This window comes from Gemmatimonadota bacterium (assembly GCA_016714015.1).
In the GTDB taxonomy this organism is placed as follows: domain Bacteria; phylum Gemmatimonadota; class Gemmatimonadetes; order Gemmatimonadales; family Gemmatimonadaceae; genus Pseudogemmatithrix.
Genome location: JADJNZ010000006.1, coordinates 86,884 through 105,275, shown reverse-complemented (window position 1 = coordinate 105,275; position 18,392 = coordinate 86,884). Strand labels below are relative to the sequence as shown.

At 71.2% G+C, this 18,392-nt stretch carries 13 protein-coding genes; 6 read left to right on the top strand and 7 right to left on the bottom strand.

The genetic code is table 11. The annotated features are described in order from the left end of the window. Positions 1 to 13: 13 nt before the first annotated feature. Both IPJ78_12715 and IPJ78_12710 read left to right on the top strand, forming a co-directional pair. A complete protein-coding gene (locus IPJ78_12715) occupies positions 14 to 904 on the top strand; it encodes a serine/threonine protein kinase (protein ID MBK7907404.1) in 891 nt (296 codons plus the stop codon). A 57-nt stretch (positions 905 to 961) separates the two neighbouring features. After that, a complete protein-coding gene (locus tag IPJ78_12710; GenBank protein MBK7907403.1) occupies positions 962 to 3,943 on the top strand; it encodes a DUF2791 family P-loop domain-containing protein in 2,982 nt (993 codons plus the stop codon). A 40-nt stretch (positions 3,944 to 3,983) separates the two neighbouring features. Here IPJ78_12710 and IPJ78_12705 read toward each other — a convergent pair whose 3' ends face one another. Next, positions 3,984 to 5,966, bottom strand: coding sequence for a GGDEF and EAL domain-containing protein (locus tag IPJ78_12705; protein ID MBK7907402.1), 1,983 nt, complete (start codon positions 5,964 to 5,966; stop codon positions 3,984 to 3,986). Between the two features lie 133 nt (positions 5,967 to 6,099). Continuing rightward, positions 6,100 to 6,654, bottom strand: coding sequence for a GNAT family N-acetyltransferase (locus IPJ78_12700; protein ID MBK7907401.1), 555 nt, complete (start codon positions 6,652 to 6,654; stop codon positions 6,100 to 6,102). A gap of 81 nt (positions 6,655 to 6,735) precedes the next feature. Between IPJ78_12700 and IPJ78_12695 the strand changes: the two genes are divergently transcribed. Together IPJ78_12695 and IPJ78_12690 are read left to right on the top strand one after the other, a co-directional pair. Beyond that, positions 6,736 to 6,939, top strand: coding sequence for a DUF350 domain-containing protein (locus IPJ78_12695; GenBank protein MBK7907400.1), 204 nt, complete (start codon positions 6,736 to 6,738; stop codon positions 6,937 to 6,939). Further along, complete coding sequence (locus IPJ78_12690) at positions 6,939 to 7,613, top strand: transglycosylase SLT domain-containing protein (protein MBK7907399.1); 675 nt, start codon at positions 6,939 to 6,941, stop codon at positions 7,611 to 7,613. The genes IPJ78_12695 and IPJ78_12690 overlap by 1 nt, the downstream gene beginning before the upstream one ends. Before the next feature lie 34 nt (positions 7,614 to 7,647). Here IPJ78_12690 and IPJ78_12685 read toward each other — a convergent pair whose 3' ends face one another. The 3 genes from IPJ78_12685 to mtgA all read right to left on the bottom strand — a co-directional run bounded on the left by IPJ78_12685 (position 7,648) and on the right by mtgA (position 13,228). Further along, the gene (locus tag IPJ78_12685) at positions 7,648 to 10,740 is read right to left on the bottom strand and encodes a hypothetical protein (GenBank protein MBK7907398.1); all 3,093 of its coding nucleotides are present in this window, start codon (positions 10,738 to 10,740) and stop codon (positions 7,648 to 7,650) included. Between the two features lie 193 nt (positions 10,741 to 10,933). Then, positions 10,934 to 12,355, bottom strand: coding sequence for an Ig-like domain-containing protein (locus tag IPJ78_12680; GenBank protein ID MBK7907397.1), 1,422 nt, complete (start codon positions 12,353 to 12,355; stop codon positions 10,934 to 10,936). Positions 12,356 to 12,505: 150 nt separating this feature from the next. Next, positions 12,506 to 13,228 carry a monofunctional biosynthetic peptidoglycan transglycosylase gene (gene mtgA / locus IPJ78_12675; GenBank protein MBK7907396.1) on the bottom strand — a complete coding sequence of 241 codons (723 nt, stop codon included), beginning with the start codon at positions 13,226 to 13,228 and terminating at the stop codon, positions 12,506 to 12,508. Between the two features lie 96 nt (positions 13,229 to 13,324). On the opposite strand from mtgA, the gene IPJ78_12670 reads away from it, so the two are divergent. Beyond that, the gene (locus IPJ78_12670) at positions 13,325 to 15,499 is read left to right on the top strand and encodes a carboxypeptidase regulatory-like domain-containing protein (protein ID MBK7907395.1); all 2,175 of its coding nucleotides are present in this window, start codon (positions 13,325 to 13,327) and stop codon (positions 15,497 to 15,499) included. A 12-nt stretch (positions 15,500 to 15,511) separates the two neighbouring features. On the opposite strand, the gene IPJ78_12665 is transcribed toward IPJ78_12670, so the two are convergent. Together IPJ78_12665 and IPJ78_12660 are read right to left on the bottom strand one after the other, a co-directional pair. After that, positions 15,512 to 16,255, bottom strand: a complete 744-nt coding sequence (locus tag IPJ78_12665; GenBank protein MBK7907394.1) for a DUF4159 domain-containing protein — start codon at positions 16,253 to 16,255, stop codon at positions 15,512 to 15,514. Between the two features lies 1 nt (position 16,256). Further along, positions 16,257 to 17,648 carry a sulfatase-like hydrolase/transferase gene (locus tag IPJ78_12660; GenBank protein ID MBK7907393.1) on the bottom strand — a complete coding sequence of 464 codons (1,392 nt, stop codon included), beginning with the start codon at positions 17,646 to 17,648 and terminating at the stop codon, positions 16,257 to 16,259. A 54-nt stretch (positions 17,649 to 17,702) separates the two neighbouring features. Between IPJ78_12660 and IPJ78_12655 the strand changes: the two genes are divergently transcribed. Further along, positions 17,703 to 18,383 (top strand): hypothetical protein, encoded by a 681-nt coding sequence (locus tag IPJ78_12655; protein MBK7907392.1) that lies wholly within the window; start codon positions 17,703 to 17,705, stop codon positions 18,381 to 18,383. Positions 18,384 to 18,392: the final 9 nt, after the last annotated feature.

Here is an 18,392-nt window from a genome sequence, read left to right as displayed (position 1 = left end):
TAGCTTCTCCCCGATGGAACAGGACCTGATCACGCGGCTGCAGGCGGCGATCGGCGACGCTTACCAGATCGAGCGCGAGTTCGCATCAGGGGGCCAGAGCCGGCTCTTCCTCGCCAACGATGCGACCGCCACGCGGAAGGTCGTGATCAAGTTGCTGCCGCCGGAGATGGGCGGCGTCGTGGAAGCCGAGCGATTCAAGCGGGAGATCCGTGTCCTCGGGTCGCTGCAGCATCCCAACATCGTGCCGCTCCTGGGGACCGGGCATGCCGACGGCCTCCTCTGGTACGTGATGCCGTTCATTCGCGGCGACTCGCTCGCGGGGCGGCTGAAGGGGGGCGCGCTCGAGATCCCCGACGCGATGCGCACGCTCTGGGAGGTGGCCGACGCGCTCGCGCATGCGCACGAAGCGAGCGTCGTGCATCGCGACCTCAAGCCGGAGAACGTGCTCTTCCAGGCCGAACACGCGTTGCTGGCCGACTTCGGCGTGGCGCACGCGCGTTTGGAGGGGATCCGGCGCTCGAGCGGTGTGGGGTTGGGCGAGATGCGTCGCAGCATCGCGATGAGTGCCGGACGCCTCACGCAGCACGGCTTCGCGGTGGGGACGCCGGCGTACATGGCGCCGGAACAGTTCATCGGTGACGATCCGGCGGATGCGCGCGCCGACGTCTATTCACTGGCGATGCTCGGCTACGAGATGCTCACGGGCAAGGCGCCGTTCTCGGAGTACAAGGGGGCGCGGCTGATGGTCGCGCACTTCACCGAGCACGCCCCGCTCGCGAGCCACGTGCGCGGGGAGGTGCCGGTCGGGGTCGCGCAGGTGCTCGAGCAGGGAATGGCGAAGGAGCCGCCCGACCGCTATGCCAATGCGGCGGCCTTCCGCGACGCGCTCGGGCCCCGTTGGTGACGCAGCGAACGTCGCCGTTCGTGCGGGGCTCGTGGATCAGCTGACGTCGGCGGACGGATGCTGAGCCACGAGCGCACACCACTCGTCGGACGGATGCACGAACTGCACGCGCTGACCGACGCCCTCGACGCGGCGAAGCGCGGATCGGGGAGCATCCGGATCGTCGCCGGCGAGGGAGGCGTGGGAAAGACGCGGCTCGTGGAGGCGGTGCGCGAGCGCGCGGTCGAGCGAGGCTTCACCGTGCTGGTCGGTCGGGCATTCCCCGTCGAGACGGGGATCCCCTACGCGATCTTCGGCGACGGCTTCGTGCCGTACCTGCGCGAACTCGGGATGCCGGCGCTGCAGACGCTCTCGCGCGGGGCGGGCACGGAGCTCGCGCTGCTCTTCCCACTGCTCCGGACCGACCGCACCGCGGCTCGTGCGGGGGACCCCGCCGAGCTCAAGCCGCGGTTGTTCGACGCGTTCGGGCAGCTGCTCTTCGCGCTCGCCAAGAAGGCGCCGGTGCTCGTGGTGCTCGAGAACCTGCACTGGGCCGACCCGTCGTCGATGGATCTCCTCCACTTCGTCGCGCGCAGCGCATCCGCGCATCCGCTCCTGCTGCTCGCGACGTACAATGACGCGCACCGGGAGTCGCAGCGTGCGCTCCGTCTCCTCGAGCAGTCGCTGACGTCCCTCGGGGTCCTCTCCCGAACCGTCCTGCCGCCGCTCACCCGGGACGAGACGGCGCAGTTCATCGCGAAGGGGTTCGGTGAGCAGGCGGCGATCCTTGGCGACTTCCCCGATCGCGTCCATGCGCGGACGCGCGGGAACCCGTTCTTCATCGAGGAGACGCTCAAGGCGCTCGTCACGGCCGGGCGGTTGCGTCGCGAGGGCGATCGGTGGGTGGGGTGGGCGACCGAGCAACTCTCGCTCCCCGACTCCATCCGCGACGCGCTGCAGTTGCGGTACGACCGGCTCTCGGCGCCGGCGCAGGACGTGGTGCACCTGGCGGCGGTGGTCGGCGCGCAGGTGCCGCACGCGCTGCTCGAGCGCCTGACCGAGCTCGACGAGGCGACACTGCTCGCCGCGGTCGACGAGCTGCGGCGGGCGCGCATATTCGACGAGATCGACGGCGCGGTCGGTCCGGCCTACGTCTTCACGCACCCGCTGCTGCAGGAGATGCTGTACGCCGAGCTGGGCCGGGTGCGCGTGCGCGCGCTCCACGGCCGCATCGCCGACGCGCTCGAGCGCGCGTACGGGCCCGCGGCGCTCCAGCATGCGGAGGAGATCGCGATCCACTTCCGCCGCGCGGAGGCGCCGGCGCAATCGGCGCGGGCGGTCACCTACCTGATCGCGGCCGGGGAGATCGCCGTCGCGCGAGGGTCGCACCGCGAGGCGGCGGAGTCGCTCACCGTCGCGTTGCGGCTCGTGGAGGCGAGCGGCGACGCCACGGCGCTCGAGACGGTGCTCGAGTCGCTCGGGCGCGCGAAGCATCGGCTGGGGGACTACGCCGCGGCCACGTCGCTCTTCAAGCGCGCCGTGACGCTGGCCGAGGCGCGCGGCGATGATCGACGCGTGGCGGCGCTCGAGCGGCGCGCGGGACTGTCATGGCTGCGGCGCGGGGAGTTCCGCCTCGCGCTGTCGCACCACGATCGCGGACTGGCGGCGGCGTTGCGCGCCGGCGACCGGGCGGCGGAGGCGACGTTCCACCTCGCCCGCAGCGCGGGGATGATGGAGGTGGGGGATGGCGCGGCGGCGGAGGAGGCGGGGCGGTTGGCCCTGGCGATCGCCGAACCGTTGGGGGACGCGCGGTTGCTCGGGCGCGTGCATCAGGCGCTGCAGGCGTTGAACGTCTGGCGCGGCCCGAGCGCCGCGGCCGTGCTCCACGGGACCAAGGCGATCGAGCACGCGCGACGCGCGGACGACCTGCGCACGGCCTGGCAGGCCGAGTGGGTGTTCAGCGTGCACGCGGGACTCACGGGCGATTCCGCGGCCACGCTCCGCCACGTCACGCAGGCGTCGCAACTCGCCGACCAGCTCCGCTCGCCGGTGCTGCGTCTCTGGTCCGCCGAAGTGGCGATCGAGTACCGGTCGGGCATCGGCGAGTGGGACGAGGCGCTCGCGCTCGCCGATCGGACGATCGAGGAGGCGCGCGCATTCGGCCAGCACAACCTGCTGCCGCGATTGCTCGTCTGGTCGGGGCTGATGCTCTGCGGGCGCGGCGATCTCACGCGTGCGAAGGAGCGGCTGGACGAGGCCTGGGCGCGCTCCGGCGCGGACCGCGCGGATGAGGGTCTCCCGCTCAACGTGCATCAGGTCGTGCCGGCGCACGTCGGGATCGGCTATTACCACCTGTATCGACGGGACCATCGCACGGCGTTGGAGGTGGCGGAGCGCGGCCTCGCGATCGCCGACCGGACCGGCTACACGGTCTGGGCCGTCCATCGCCTGCTCCCGCTGGCGGCGGAGGCATCCCTCTGGCTCCGCGAATGGGAGAGTGCGGACGCGTATGGGCGTCGACTGCGGGCGGCGGCGGAGCAACTGGGACACCCGCTCGCGCATGCGTGGGCCGACGCGTGCGTGGCGCTGCAGCGGATGCTGCAGGGTGATCATGCGGGCGCGATCGCCCAGCTGCGGCAGGCCGCCGATGCGCTCGAGGCGATCCCCTTCGTGGAGCATGCGGCACGCCTGCGGCGCAAGCTCGCCGAGGCGCTGATCACCGCGGGGGACCTGCCGGCCGCCCGGGCGGAGCTCGAACGGTGCCATGAGGTCTTCCGCCGGATCGGGGCGGAGCTCGCACTCGACGAGGTGCGCGAACAGATGCGCGAGCACGGGTGGCGGCCGCGGCAGACGCGGCTGCCGCATCACGGTCGCTTGACCGCGACGGAGATGAAGGTGGCGAGTCTCGCCGCGCGCGGGATGACGAACCCGGAGATCGGCGAGGCGCTCCGGATCTCGCCGCGCACGGCCAGCACGCACATCTCCAACATCTTCCAGAAGCTCGAGGTGAAGTCCCGCCACGAGCTCACCGAGTACCTGCGCGAGCACGGGCTCGGCTGAGGGACTGGGCGCCGCGACGGCGCCTGGCGGCTGCCGCGCCTTACGCGGCGGCGACGTCCCGCGTGGTCTCGTCCGGCATCGCGGCGTCGGGCAGGGTGTCGTCCACGAGTCCGCGCACGACCGTCTCGATCGACCGGCGACGCCCGCCACCGAGGCCGAGATCGCGCAGTACGCCCCGTGGGTCGCCGGCGCCGGCGTGGTCGAGTGCCGCGAGGAGGGCGATCGCCTCCTCGGCCACGAGGGGGGCGGCGAAGAGGAAGCCCTGCACGGCGCAGCAGCCGAGCGCGCGCAACTGGGCGAGTTGCGCCTCCTGCTCCACGCCTTCGGCGACGACCTCCATGCCCAGGCTGCGCGCGAGCGTGATGATGGACCGCACGATCTCGAGACACTCGGGGCTCACGTCCATCCGTCCCACGAAGTAGCGGTCGATCTTGATCGTCCCGATCGGGAGCCGGTGGAGGTAGCTGAGCGAGGCATGCCCGGTCCCGAAGTCGTCCATGAGACTCTGGACGCCGCGCGCACGGAGCGTCTCGAGCATCTGGCGCGCGCCCTGCTCGTCGTGCAGGATCACGTTCTCCGTCACCTCGAGCTTGAGCCGTGACGCCTCGAGTCCGGTGGCGTGGAGGACGTTGTCGACGAGGCCGACGAGGTCGCGGTCCGCGAGTTGCCGCGCGGCGAGATTGACGCTCACCCACGGGGCGTGCGGCCCGTTCGGTGCGATGTCGGCGAGTTCGCGGCAGGCGCGATGCATCGCCCACGAGCCGAGTGCGACGATGAGGTCGCTCTCCTCGGCGATCGGCACGAAGTCGCCCGCACCGAGGAGGCCGCGACGCGGGTGCTGCCAGCGGAGCAGCGCTTCGAACCCGAGGAGCCGCTCGTGCCCGTCCGCGACGCTCCAGATGGGCTGATAGAGCATCGTGAACTCGTCGCGGTCGACGGCGCCGCGCAGGTCCTGCTCCACCGACACGCGACGGCGGACGCCGTCCCGCATGTCGGCGTTGAAGCAGATGTGGCGTGCGCGGCCGGCGCGCTTGGCCTCGTGCATCGCGAGCTCGGCGTCCCGAAGGTAGTCGGTCGGCTGGTCGATCTCCGGATCGTGCAGCACGATGCCGATGCTCGCCGAGACGGTGAGCGTGTGCGTGATGGCCGTGAGCGGCTCGGCGAGCACGAACTTCACGCGATCCGCCACGCTCTCCGCGTCGCCGAAATCGCTGATCTGGTCGAGCAGCAGTACGAACTCGTCGCCTCCGAGGCGGGCGATCACGTCGCCGGGTCGGACGGCGGTCGCGAGTCGCTGCGCGACCCCCTTGAGGAGCTCGTCACCCGCGCCGTGGCCGAGCGAGTCGTTGAGGAGGTTGAAGCGGTCGAGGTCGACGAGGAGGACCGCGAAGCGTCGCTCGCCCTGCCGGCGCGTCCGGTGGATCGCGCGGCGGAGCAGGTCGATCGTGAGCGCGCGGTTCGGCAAGCCGGTGAGCGCATCGTAGAGCGAGTCGCGCCGCTGCCGCTCTTCGGCGAGCCGGACCTGCGTGACGTCGCGCACCGACCCGGCCGCGCGCAGCGCGCGTCCGCCGGCGTCACGTTCGATCAAGCCGGACCACTGCAGATGGAGCCAGCGCCCGTCCTCGTGCCGCACCCGATGCTCGACGCTCAGCCGCGACGCCGATCCCGCGAGCTGCGCGGTGATGTCGACATGCAGCTGGGTCCGGTCCGACGGGTGCGCACGTCCCCACCACTCGTCGGTGGACCGCTCGACCGGCTCCGCGGGCAGACCGATCATCTCACGCCAGCGTGACGAGAGGCGCAGCGCATCGGTCCGGCAGTCCCAGTCCCAGAGACCGTCGATCGATGCGCTGGCCGCACGTGTCAGCCAGTCCTCGGGGGCCGGCGCCGGCGGCGCATCCACCCGCGGAGCGACGGGGCTCGTCCGGGCACGCCGGTCGCCCGTCGCGCGCGCGCGCCACATCGCCGCGACGGCGAGAGTCGCGGTGCAGGCACCACCGATCGCGAGGAGCGTGCTGGGCATCTCAGTCGTGCAGGGAGGGGGCTGTCACGGCGTCCGATGCAAGGACGCTCACCCCCTGGATGGCGTTTCGACGCTCATCTATAGACAAATCGAGAGGCGAAAAGGAACGCGACACCGTCGCAGGACGGAGCGCTCAGCCCCCGATGCGTCGGGTCATCCGGACCATCCGTAGCGCGACCCCGTCGGGGAGTGGCGCGGCCACGCGCTCGATCGCGGCGAACCCCATCGCGAGATACAGCGGCTCACCGGGCAGCGTGGCCATGAGTTCGAGCGCGGTGAACCCGTGCCGCGCGGCCTCGCCAGTGCAGTGCGCGAGGAGCGCGCGGCCGAGCCCGCGGCGCGCGTAACGCGGATCGACGAAGAAGGCGCGGATCCGCGCGGGCTGCACCGCCGGGTCGAGCAGAGGATCGTCGCCGCGCTTCGCTTGATCGCCCCCGTACAGCGTGTCGCGCCGACTCCAGCCTCCGGCAGCCGCGAGCGTCCCACGGTCGTCGAACACGAAGTACGTGCCGTCGGCGATGAGCCGCGTGTCGGGACCGAAGACGTGACGCAACCCGCTCTCGATCTCGGCGGCGGTGTAGACGTCGCGGCTGAGCTCGCGGACCGATGCATCGATCAGGCGGTGGAGCGCCGGCAGGTCGGCCGCCGTGGCGCACCGGAGCAGCGGGAGGGAGCGGGAACCGTGCATGGACTTCAATAGTACGCCCGTCCGGCGCTGGCGGAGACCCCGCGCCGCCGTCCAACTTTGGAGCATCCCGTTGGAGGGTACATGGACTTCGAGATCCTCGGATTGAACTTCGGCTACGCCATCATGGGCGTGGTCCTCATGTGGGCGAGCTATCGCATCTTCGACCACCTCACGCCGCAGGTGAACTTCCCCGAGGAGCTCAAGAAGGGGAACATCGCGGTGGCGATCTTCATCGGGTCGCTCTTCATCGCGATCGCGCTGGTCGTGGGGAACGCGCTGAACTGATGCGCACGCGGGGGTGGCTCCTCGCGGTGCCGCTGCTCCTCGCGGGGCAGGGGGACACCGCGCGCCGGCCCGCCACCCCGCCCGCCCCGGCGCCCACGACGACGCCCGCGTCGGCCACCCCGGTCAGCGCACTCGCGCGCACGCAGCAGCGGCGCGAGGCCGCCAAGGCCGACCATAAGTACGACGACACCTTCCGGCGGTACTCCAAGCGCTGGTTCGGCGCGGCGTTCGACTGGCGCTGGTTCAAGGCGCAGGGAATGGCCGAGAGCAACCTCGACTCGGCGGCGACGAGTTGGGTGGGCGCGCGCGGGGTGATGCAGTTGATGCCGGCGACCTACCGCGCGATCCAGAGCCGACGGCCCGAGTTCGGCGCGATCGACGACCCCGAGTGGAACATCGCCGCCGGGATCATGCACGACCGCTATCTCTGGCGGCTCTGGGACGGGAAGGTGAGCCAGGAGGAGCGCTTCGCGTTCATGTTCGCGAGCTACAACGCAGGTGAGGGCACCATCGGCCGCGCGGCGGACTCGGCGCGGGTCGTCGCCGGTGGCCCGCCGGCCTGGCTGCACGTGGAGCAGATCGCACCGAAGGTCCCGCGATGGCGTTATCGCGAGACCCTCGGCTACGTGCGGAAGATCGATACCAACTACACCAGGCTGAGACGGCAGCGCTGAGCGCCGCCGTTCACCGGATCCGTCAAGCGATCGTTCACATCGTCGAGTTGGCCCGCGCGAACTTCGCCTGCGCCTCCTGCAGTTCCTTGCGCAGCTGCACCAGGCGCTGCTTGGCGTCGTTGCCCACCGCCTGGTCCGCCCGCATCATCGCGCCGTAGAGGTACTGCACGTGCGCGGCGAGTCCCGGACGCCCGTAGCGCCACGGTTCCGAGTTGATCTGGTCCCGCACCTCGCCGATCCGCGCCTTCTTCTCGCCGGTCGCCGCCCGGTAGGCCTGCTCCACCTCGGCCGTGAACCGGTTCATGTCGCTCACGATCTCGCGCACGGACAGGTTGTGGTCGAGCTGCGCCTGCAGGACCGCGGTCGTCACGCCGTCCCGCTCGACGCGCGGGTCGGGCTTGATGCGCAGCGGCTTCGTTGCCGTCCAGGTGCCGCTCGTCAGGCGCACCGTGTAGCTCCCCGGCGGGACCATCGGGCCATTGCGGCCGCTGCGCCCCGGGTTCGGGTCCCAGGGACCGGCGAGGGTGTAGTCCCAGGTGAAACGGTTGTGCCCGGCGGCGGCCGGGAGCCGCGGCGTTCCGATCCGCTCCCACATCGGGCCGCGCATCGAGGGCTCGCTCGGCGCCACGCGCTGCTCACCGGCGGCGAGGCTCGAGAAGCGCCGGATCACCGCCCCCTTCGCGTCGAGGATCTCGAGCGTCACCTCGCCCGATGGCGCGCTCGCGAACCAGTAGTCCACCACGGCGCCCGCCGCAGGATACTCGGGATCGGCGTCGCTGTCGCGCGCGCTCTCGAGCCCGCCGAAGCCGGCGCGATAGCGCATGCGCACCGCGTCGCGCGGCGTGTAGAGATGCACCGTCTCGTTCGCCATCGCGTCGCTCACCTCGTGCAGCGGCGTGATGTTGTGCATGATCCAGAACGCGCGCCCCTGCGTCGAGATCACGATGTCCTGCTGGTGCACCTTCATGTCGGTGATCGGCGTGTTCGGCAGGTTGAGCTGCAGCGACTGCCAGACCTTGCCGTCATTGAACGAGACGTACGCGCCGAACTCGGTGCCGGCGTAGAGCAGCCCGGGCCGGCTGGGGTCCTCGCGCACCACGCGAACGGGCTCGTCGGCAGGGATGCCGTTGGTGCCGTCGGTGAGCAGCGCCCACGTCTTCCCGTAATCGTCGGTCTTGTAGATGTACGGCTTGTGGTCGCCGAGGAGGTAGCGGAGCACCGTGTAGTACGCCGAACCGCGGCGATGCGGCGACGGCTCGATGTTCTGCACGCGGCCGCCGAGCTCGAGCCCCGGGGGCGTGATCTTCTGCCAGGTGCGGCCGTTATCGCGGGTCACGTGGAACGGCCCGTCGTTCGCGCCGACCCAGATCACGCCGCGTTCGAGGGGCGACTCGCGGATGGCGTAGACGACCGAGTAGAACTCCTCGCCCGTGTTGTCGACCGTGATCGGGCCGCCCGAGTAGCTCGCCTGCGTGTGCGGCGGGTTCCACGTGAGGTCAGGGGAGATCACCTCCCACGTCACGCCCTCGTCGCGCGTGCGGTGCACGAACTGCGAGCCGTAGTACAGCGTGCCGTTGTCGTGCGGCGAGTACTCCATCGGCGAGACGCGCTGGAAGCGGAAGATCATGTCCTTCATCGCGTTGCCGTAGAGCGACTGCGCGCCGATCCAGTAGTGCTTCTCCTGCCCGGTGCGCATCGACATGCGCGAGTACTGCCCCTTGCACGAGCCGTAGACCGTATCGGGGTTGGTAGGATGCGGGAGGATCGGGCCGGTCTCGCAGCCGGGGCCCGTCTGCCACCCCTGGACGGGGTCGTCGAGGCCGCCGGACGTCACGGGAAGCGACGGCAGGATCAGCGTCGAGTTGTCCTGCTGCGCGCCGTAGATGCGGTACGGGACCTGGTTGTCCACGTACACCTGGTAGATCTCGGCCGTCGGCTGGTTGTACTGCGAGCTCCAGGTGCGGCCGCCGTTGAGCGAGACGTTGGCGCCGCCGTCATTGGACTGGATGAGGATCTGCCCGTTCGTGGGGTTCACCCACATGTCGTGGTTGTCGCCGTGCGGGGTGCGCATCCCGGCGAAGGTGCGGCCCCCGTCGGTGCTCTTGAAGTAGCCCTCGGCGCCGGCGTAGACCACATCGGCGTTGGTCGGGTCGGCGGTGATCGTCGTGTAGTAGAAGGAGCGCGTGCTGAGCTGCGGGTTGTTGCTCGCCAGCGCGAACGAGGTGCCGCCGTCGTCGGAGCGGTAGAGGCCCATGCCGGGCTTCGCTTCGATGAGCACGTACACGCGCTGCGGGTTCGCGCGCGAGACCGCGATGTTCGCCTTGCCGACCAGCCCGTTGGGGAGGCCATTCATGAGGCGCGCCCAGGTGGCGCCGCCATCCGTGCTCTTGTAGATGCCGCCTTCCATCGCGCCCGAGATGATCGTCCACGGCTTGCGCTCGGCGCGCCACATCGCGGCGTAGAGCACCGTCGGGTCGCCCGCGTTGAACTCGACGTCCACCGCGCCGGTCGAGTCGCTCACGTAGAGGGTGCGCTGCCAGGTCGCGCCGCCGTCGGTCGTGCGATAGATACCGCGCGCGTTCGTCGGGCGGAACGGGTCGCCGATCGCCGCGACGATCGCGACGTTCGGGTTCGTGGGGTGCACGCGCACCGCGCCGATGTTGCCGACGTCCTTGAGCCCGACGTGCTTCCACGTCTTCCCCGCATCGACCGACTTCCAGACGCCCTTGCCGATCGAGACGTTGGAGCGGAGCCCGTCCGACCCGGTGCCCGCGTAGATCACGTTGGGGTCGGAGTTGGCGACGTCGATGTCCCCCATCGACCCGACGGTGATCTGCCCGTCGGTGATGTTGCTCCAGTTCGCGCCGGCGTCGGTCGTCTTCCAGATGCCGCCACCGGTGGAGCCGAAGTAGAAGGTGTGCGGCTCCTGATCCACGCCGGTGACCGTCGTGACGCGGCCGCCGCGCGCCGGGCCGACCATGCGCCAGCGGAGCTGCGAGAAGGCGCTGGTCGCGGCGGTCGTCGCGACCGGCGGCGCCGGCGCCGGGCGGGCCGCGGCCGGTCGGGCCGGGGCGGCAGAACGCGTGGTCGCCTGCGCGAACAGGGCGGCAGACGGCACCGCACCCATCGCCGCGAGGGCGACGAGCGCGGGAACGAGCGCAGGGACGAGCGCGAGCGAACGACGGGTCGGACGCATGGGGCAGGGCTCCGGGTGGGGACGGGCGGCGCGCGGGGTACTCGCGCAATTGACCGTCCGGATACGCGCGGGTCCAGTCCCGCGTTCGCGAGACTGGACCCGTTCGCCCTGCGGCGCAGCGCGATCAGCGCACGACGATGCGACCGCTCATGCTCGATCCGTGGATCGCGCAGTCGTACAGATAGGTCCCGGTCGAACCGAACGTGAAGGTGTACGTCCCGCTGAGCCCGAACGTCCCGCTCGAGGGGAAGCTCGGTGCCCCCTGGGACTGCACCGTGTGCGATCCTCCGGTTCCCTCCCAGGTCACCGATCCCCCCACCGCGACCGTATCGATCGCTTCGTTCTGCGTGGAGTTGCGCTGACTGCGGAAGAAGAAGTTGCCCACCAGCACCGTCGCCGTCAGCGGCGCCACCGACTGCCCGCTCACCGTCAGCTGCGCCGAGTCGCTGCGCGTTCCGGCGGACATCACGATGAAGGTGGTGCCGTTCCCGGCGCCGGTCGCGGTCACCTGCGCGCCGGTCGTCGCGCTGACGCCGGCGATGGCACCACTCCGAGTCGCCCACGTGATGGGAAGGTTGGTGTTGATCGAGTCCTGCGCCGTGCCGAGGAAGATGACGGTCCCGAGCGCCGTGGTGATGGTGCCGCTCGGCGGCGTCAGCCCGAACGTCGAGGCGTACCGGCGCACGACGAGCGTCCGCTGCCCCGTGACGCTTCCGGCGGAGGCGATGATGTCCGCACTGCCATCGGCCACCGCGGTCGCGAGTCCGGTGCCGGCCCCCACCGTCGCGACGGCCGGCGCGCTGCTCGACCAGGTGAGGCTCGCACCCGCGATCGGATTGCCGAGCGAGTCGGCGGCGGCGGCGCTGTACTGCTTGCTGCGCGTCGTCGTGCGGAGCGTGTCCGCGGGCGTCGGGCTCACTGAGATCGACGCGATCACCTGCGTCACCGAGATCGGGATCCGGGCGGTCCGGCCGCCGGCCGTGGCCACCGCCGTGTCGGTCGCGCCGGCGGCGATCGCGGTCGCGAGGCCTCCCGCGCTCACGCTGGCCGTCGTGCCGGTGCCCTCGCGCGTCCACGTCACCGCTGGCGCCCCGGCGACGGGCGCGCCGGACGAATCGACGAGGGCGGCGGCGAGCTGCCGCGTGGAGCCGATCGCGCCGAAGGCGACCGAGGCCGGCGTGGGGGTCACGTTCGCGACGACCTGCGCCACGGTGACCGTGACGGCCGTCGAGGTCACGCCACTCGCGCTCGCAGTGATCTGCGTGCTGCCGTTGGCCACGGCGGTCACGAGGCCGGTCCCGCTGACCGTCGCGGCCGCCGGGTTGGACGAAAGCCAGCTGATGGTCGCACCCGCGACCGTGGCCGACGACGCGTCGCGCGCCACGGCGGAGAACTGCGCCGTGCGGGTCAGGGTCTGGAACGCCTGCGGGCCGGCCGGTGCCGTGATCGCGACCGAGGCCACGGTCTGGACGCCGGTCCCCCCGCCATCATCGCCGCCACCTCCGCCGCAACCGACCACGAGGAGCAGGGCGAATAACGAACGCATCGGTCCGGGGGTGCGAGCACTCAGGGACATGGCGGCCTCTCAACGGGTGGGGGTGGGATTCGTATGCACGAAATCCCGAAATGCTTTACCCGTTGAGCATGCAGGCTGTCACACCGTCCGTCCAGTCACTATCCGTCGTTCGCGGCGGGGTCACTCCCGAGGGGCGGCGTACCGCATCTTCTCGAGGATCCCGGGTGCACGGCGTCCCGCCACCGCGCCGTTCGGGCTCCATCGGATCGGGCTCGGCAGCACCGCGGCCAGCCGCGCCGCCTCCTCGCGCGACAGCGACTTGGCCGACTTCCGGAAGTGCGTCCGCGCCGCCATCTCCGCCCCGAAGACCCCGTCCCCCCACTCGGCCAGGTTCAGGTAGAGGTCGAGGATCCGGTCCTTCGGCAGGCAGATCTCGAGCACGAGCGTGAGGTACGCCTCGTAACCCTTCCGGACGTACGACCGGCCTTCCCAGAGGAAGAGGTTCTTCGCGACCTGCTGGGTGATGGTCGAGGCGCCGCGAAGCCGTCGCCCGCGCTTCGCGCGCTCGAGCGCGTTCTGGATCTCCTCGAGGTCGAACCCCCAATGGAGGTAGAAGCGGTCGTCCTCCGACGCGAGCACGGCGCGGCGCAGGTGCGGCGAGATCGCGTCGCGAGAGACGACATCGCGTCGGGGATAGCGCGGCGACCTCCCGTCGATGGTCCGCTGCACCGCGCGGCGCGGCATCACCATCGTCGTGAACGGCTGCACGAAGTTGAGCGGCAGGACCAGCACGAACGGCCCGACGACGAGCGCGAGGATCGCGAGGAGGATCCAGCGACGTGCGCGCCGCCAGAGCGAGGGCAGCGCCGCGCGGGCGCGGGCGAGGCGGGAGGGGGCAGGCATGCCGAGCGGAAACTACAGGGGGTGGGAAGCAGGCGCCCCCCAGCGGTGCCTGAGCACCCCTCTCGCGTCCGGCGGTCCCGGATGCCATGCTAGGGCATGCCGCTGCGCCGCCTGCTGCTCATCCTCCTGCTGATCCTGTCCGCGCGCGGCGCCGCCGCCCAGAGCGTGCGAGGCGTCATCGTCACGGGCGATTCGCTTCCCGTCGCCGGGGCGGTCGTCACGCTCCTCGACTCGCTCGGCGCCGTCGCGGCCACGGCGCTCTCCGACGAGGGCGGCTACTTCGACCTGCGGGCCCCACGTCGCGGGACCTGGCGGCTCCGCGCCGAGGCGGTGGGGTTCGCGCGCGTCACCTCCTTCCCGTTCGAACTCGCCACCGCGGAGGTGCTGCGCCGACGCGTGCAGCTGACCGACGCGACCTCGAGCCTTCGCAACATCGAGGTGCGCGAGGGCGCGCGATGCGACGTGCGCCCCGCCGAAGGGACGCAGGTCGCCCTGCTCTGGGACGAGGCGCGGAAGTCGCTCGCCGCGGCCGCGGCGTCGGCGAGCACCGCGCCGCCGCTCGCCTTCGACTACGACGAGATCGAGTACGACAGCACCTTCCTCCGCGTCCGCTCCGTCTCGCGGACGACCACGGTGGGGCGCGCCGAACGCGGCTACCGAAGTGATGCGCCGCGCGCGCTGCGCGAGTTGGGATACGCGCGTCGCATCGACACGACCGAGACCTACTTCGCCCCCGACGCGCGCGTGCTGCTCTCCGACGAGTTCGCCGCGACGCACTGCTTCTCGCTCGTGCCGGATGATCCCACGTCGATCCGGCGCGTGGGGATCGGCTTCACGCCCGTGGGGAATCGACCGGGGCGTCTGGACGTGGCCGGCGTGCTCTGGCTCGACCGGCAGACGTACGCGCTCGACCGCGTGGACTTCCGCTACGATCCGCTGCTGAGCGCGGACCTCCCCGATTCGACGTTCGGCGGCCGCGTGCGCTTCGCGCGGCTGCCCACCGGGCACGTCATCGTCACGCAGTGGGTGATGCGGCTCCCCATCTTCGCGGCCGCGGACGACGGTCGGCTCGCGCGGAGCGGCCAGACGTCGCAGATGCTCATCCGCGCCGAGCAGCGCGAGGTCGTCGCGGGCGTGAAGCTCGTGCGCGGTGCGGCGCGTGCGTTCGATGCGCCGCCCGAGCCATTGCCGACGGTGAATGCGGCACCGCGCCGTGCCGCCGGCGCGCCCTCGTGCAACGACGCGGGCCGCCCGGCCCCGGGAACGAATGGCATCGCGGGCGTCGTGGAGGACGCGCGCGGACGCGCGGTCGGCGGCGCGCGAGTACGCGCGAGCTGGCACCAACCGTTCGCCCTCGGCGGGCGCGTGGTGTTCCGCGAGCAGTGGGTCGAGTCCGGCGCGGACGCGTTGGGACGCTACGCACTCTGCCAGCTGCCGGTGGGCACGCGCGTGAGCCTGAGTGCGCGCACGCCGAACGCCGCGTCGGGACGCACGCGCCTCGACCTCGCGGCGGGCGCCGTCGGGCCGGTGCGTCTCGCGGTCGCGCCCTGGCCGCGGAGCGTTCCCCCCGCGGGTCCCGGCGAGGTGCAGGGTCGCCTCCTCGGTCGCGACGGGCGTCCGGTCGCTGGTGCGGAAGTGCGGGTCTTCCCCGGCTCCACGCGCCTCGCAACGGACTCGGCTGGCCGCTTTCGCATCCCGGACGCCGCGCCCGGCATGCGCGACCTCTTCGTGAAGCGCTTCGGCTATGTCCCCGTGATGATCGCCGTGGAGGTCACCGCCGGCGACACCGCGAGCGTGACGTTGCAGATGGAGGGGACGGCGCAGGCGCTCGCCCCGGTGGTGATCGAGGCGCGGGTGACGTCGATGAGCCTCGCGGGGTTCGAGCTCCGACGTGCGCAGGGCGTCGGGGCGGGGACGTTCATCACGCCCGAGCAGATCCGGGCGCGCGACAACGGCAGCCTGCAGTCGCTCCTGCGCAGCTTCACGCGCGTGCGGATCGAGGAGTCGGCCATGACCGGGGACATCCGCATGTACGGCCGCGGTGGCGACAATCCCGACGGCTCGTTCGTGCCGGACCGCTGCACGGTGAAGATCATGCTCGACGGTGCGCTGCTCCCCGATGCCTCGCCGATCACCGCGTTGCCTCCGCTGCGCGAGATCGCCGCCATCGAACTCTATGTGTCGATCGGCTCGGTGCCGCCGATGTACAGCTTCGCTCAGCCCGAATGCGGCCTCATGGTCGTCTGGACGCGCGACAGCGGCTCGCCCTGAGCCGCGCGATGGTCAGCGGCTCATGCCGTAGACGAGGTAGTTCGTCGCGAACTTGTAGGCGTCGTTGGTGAAGTCCACCGGGTACCACCCCGCCCCCGACCACTCCATGTAATCGCCGATGTCGTTGTTGTAGTTGACGACGACCATCAGCCGCTTGCGCGGATCGTTGTCCTCGAAGATGCCGAGGAACTCGGCGCGCATCGCGCGGCTCTGGGGGTGATGCATCCCCTCGAGGGTCCGGATGTCGAAGAACGAGTGGAAGACCGGGTGCGCGAGGTCGAGCGGCACCATCCGCCCCTCGGGAAGCACGGTGCCCATCACGCGCGCGAAGTTCTCCCACTGCCGGCCGTAGAAGTCGTCGACGATGAGGAACCCGCCCTTCAGCAGCCAGGTGCGGAGGCCCTGCACCTCCTCGCGCGAGGGGGCCCAGTACCCCGGCTCCGAGAGGTATGCGACCGCGTGGCGGAACAGCGCCGGGTCGTCCATGTCATGGATGTTGCTCTCGCGCACGTGCGGATGGATCGTCGTCAGGTCGTTGAGGACCGTCATGAAGTTCCGTTCCATCGCCGGGTAGTCGAACGCCCACCCGCCGCGCCCGCCCCCGTTGTAGCGGAGGCGCACGAAGCTGAAGCGTCCGTCGTACGGTGCATTCGGCTCCTCGCGCACGCGGCCGAACTGCGCCCACGCGAGCGGGGTGCCGGCGATCATCAGCAGCACGGCGATCCCCAGGGTGCGCAGCCGCGGTCGACGCGTCATGTCAACGCTCTCGCGGATGTACGACGCGCCGGTCCTCGGCTCGCCGGATCGCATCGAGTCGTGCCGCGATGGCCGCTTCGCGCGCGGCGAGATCCGTGCGTTCGCCCGGATCGGCCGCGAGATCGAAGAGGCGCAGCGTGTCGCGCATCCACACCGCCTTCCATCGGCCCTCGAGGACGGCGGACTGGTCGCGGTCGGGCGAGAACCAGACGTGGTGCGCCCGCGGGGTCCAGCGGCCGCGGCCGGTGAGTTCGGGCAGGAACGAACGGCCGTCGATCCCTGAAGGCGCCGGCCTGCCCGATGCCTCGACGAGCGTGGCATGCAGGTCCGCGAAGTCCACGCGCGCCGCCGAGGTGCTTCCCGCTCGCGTGCGACCCGGCCAGTAGGCGATGCCGGGGACGCGGAGGCCGCCGTCGTAGAGGTCACCCTTGAAGCCACGATAGTCGAGCGTGCCGTTGAACCAGCGGCCCACCACATCGGTGGCGCCATCGTTCGACTTGCGCAGGAAGGTCGCGCCGTTGTCGGAGAGGAAGATCACGAGCGTCCGCTCGGCGATCCCGAGCGAGTCGAGCAGCGCGCGGACCTCGCCGAGATGCGCGTCGAGGAGCGAGACCTGCGCAGCATAGCTGCGCTTCCCGAGCGGCCAGGCGCGATCGGCGTACGCCCCGAGCGCGGGGACCTCGTAGCCATCGTCGGGGGCACGGCTCCCTTCGTTGTTGATGTGCGGGAGGTTGGTGGCCCAGTAGAGGAAGAAGGGCCGGTCGCGGTTCGCGCGCACGAAATCGAGGGCGCGGCGCTTGATCAGCGCAGGTGCGTAGTCCTCGCGCACGGTCGCGCGGCCCGCGCCCTTCCGGTTCGCGTTGGGGACGGTGTTCCGGAGCCGCACGGAATCGGGGCCGTCGAGCAACCACTCCGGGTAGAAGTTGTGCGCGTGCACCTGGTCGCGGTATCCGAAGAAGGCGTCGAAGCCCTGCGCCTCCGGCCAGCTCTCGGGCTGGCCGTCCCAGCTGAGTCCCCATTTCCCGAAGAGACCCGTCGCGTATCCGGCCTCGTGCAGCCGTTCCGCCAGCGTGATGTCGGCCGTGCGGAGGTAGTCGTTGTCGTTGTCGTCGAGCCGGCAGGTCCCGTTGTGCTTGCCGAGCATGAGCGAGCAGCGCGCCGGGCCGCAGACGCCCGCGCTCGACCGGAACTCGGTGAATCGCAGGCCCTCGGCGGCGAGCCGGTCGATGTGGGGCGTCGCGATCTCGCGCTGTCCCCATGGACCCGTCTCGCCGATGCCGAGGTCGTCGGCGAGCAGCAGGACGATGTTGGGGGGCGGTGCAGGGGCTGGGGGCGCGGGGCGACCGGCAGGAGCGCACGCGACCGCAGCCAGCGCGAGGAGGGCGAGACGCATGCCCCAAAGGTGCGGCGCTCGCGGCCGAATGTCACGCGGCGCAGATTCCCGGGCATGCGACCGCTCCCCCGCGACTCGGCCGTCAACGGCATCGTGCTCTCGAACGCGATCACGCTCGCGCTCGCGTGGTGGGCGGGGGACGGGCTCCTCTTCCTGCTCTGGCCGTACTGGATCCAGAGCGTGGTGATCGGCTACTTCGCGCAGCGACGCATCCGCCGGCTGCGCGACTTCTCGGTGGAGGGGCTCAAGATCAACGGGCGCCCCGCGACGAACACGCCGTCCACCGCGAAGTGGAGCGCGAACTTCTTCGTCGTCCACTACGGGCTCTTCCACCTCGTGTACGCGATCTTCCTCACCACCTTCTCGGCCGCCCCGTACGCGCAGGGGGTGGTGCCGAGCTTCGATGACGCCACGGGGACGTTCGGTCGCGACCTGCTCGGGCGGATCAGCGTAGGGGAGTGGCCCTTCATCGCGCTCGCGGGTCTCTCCTTCGCCTGGTCGCACGCGGCGTCGCACCGGATGCACGTCGAGCACGACCTGCGCGGCAAGCCGAACCTCGGGGCGCTGATGTTCGTGCCCTACGTGCGCATCGTCCCCATGCATCTCACCATCATCCTCGGCACGGTGCTCGGCGGCGGCCTCTTCGGCATGCTGCTCTTCGCGTCGCTCAAGACGGTCGCGGACGTCGCGATGCACTACATCGAGCACCGGATGCTCCAGCGCACGCCGACCTGACCGCGCGCC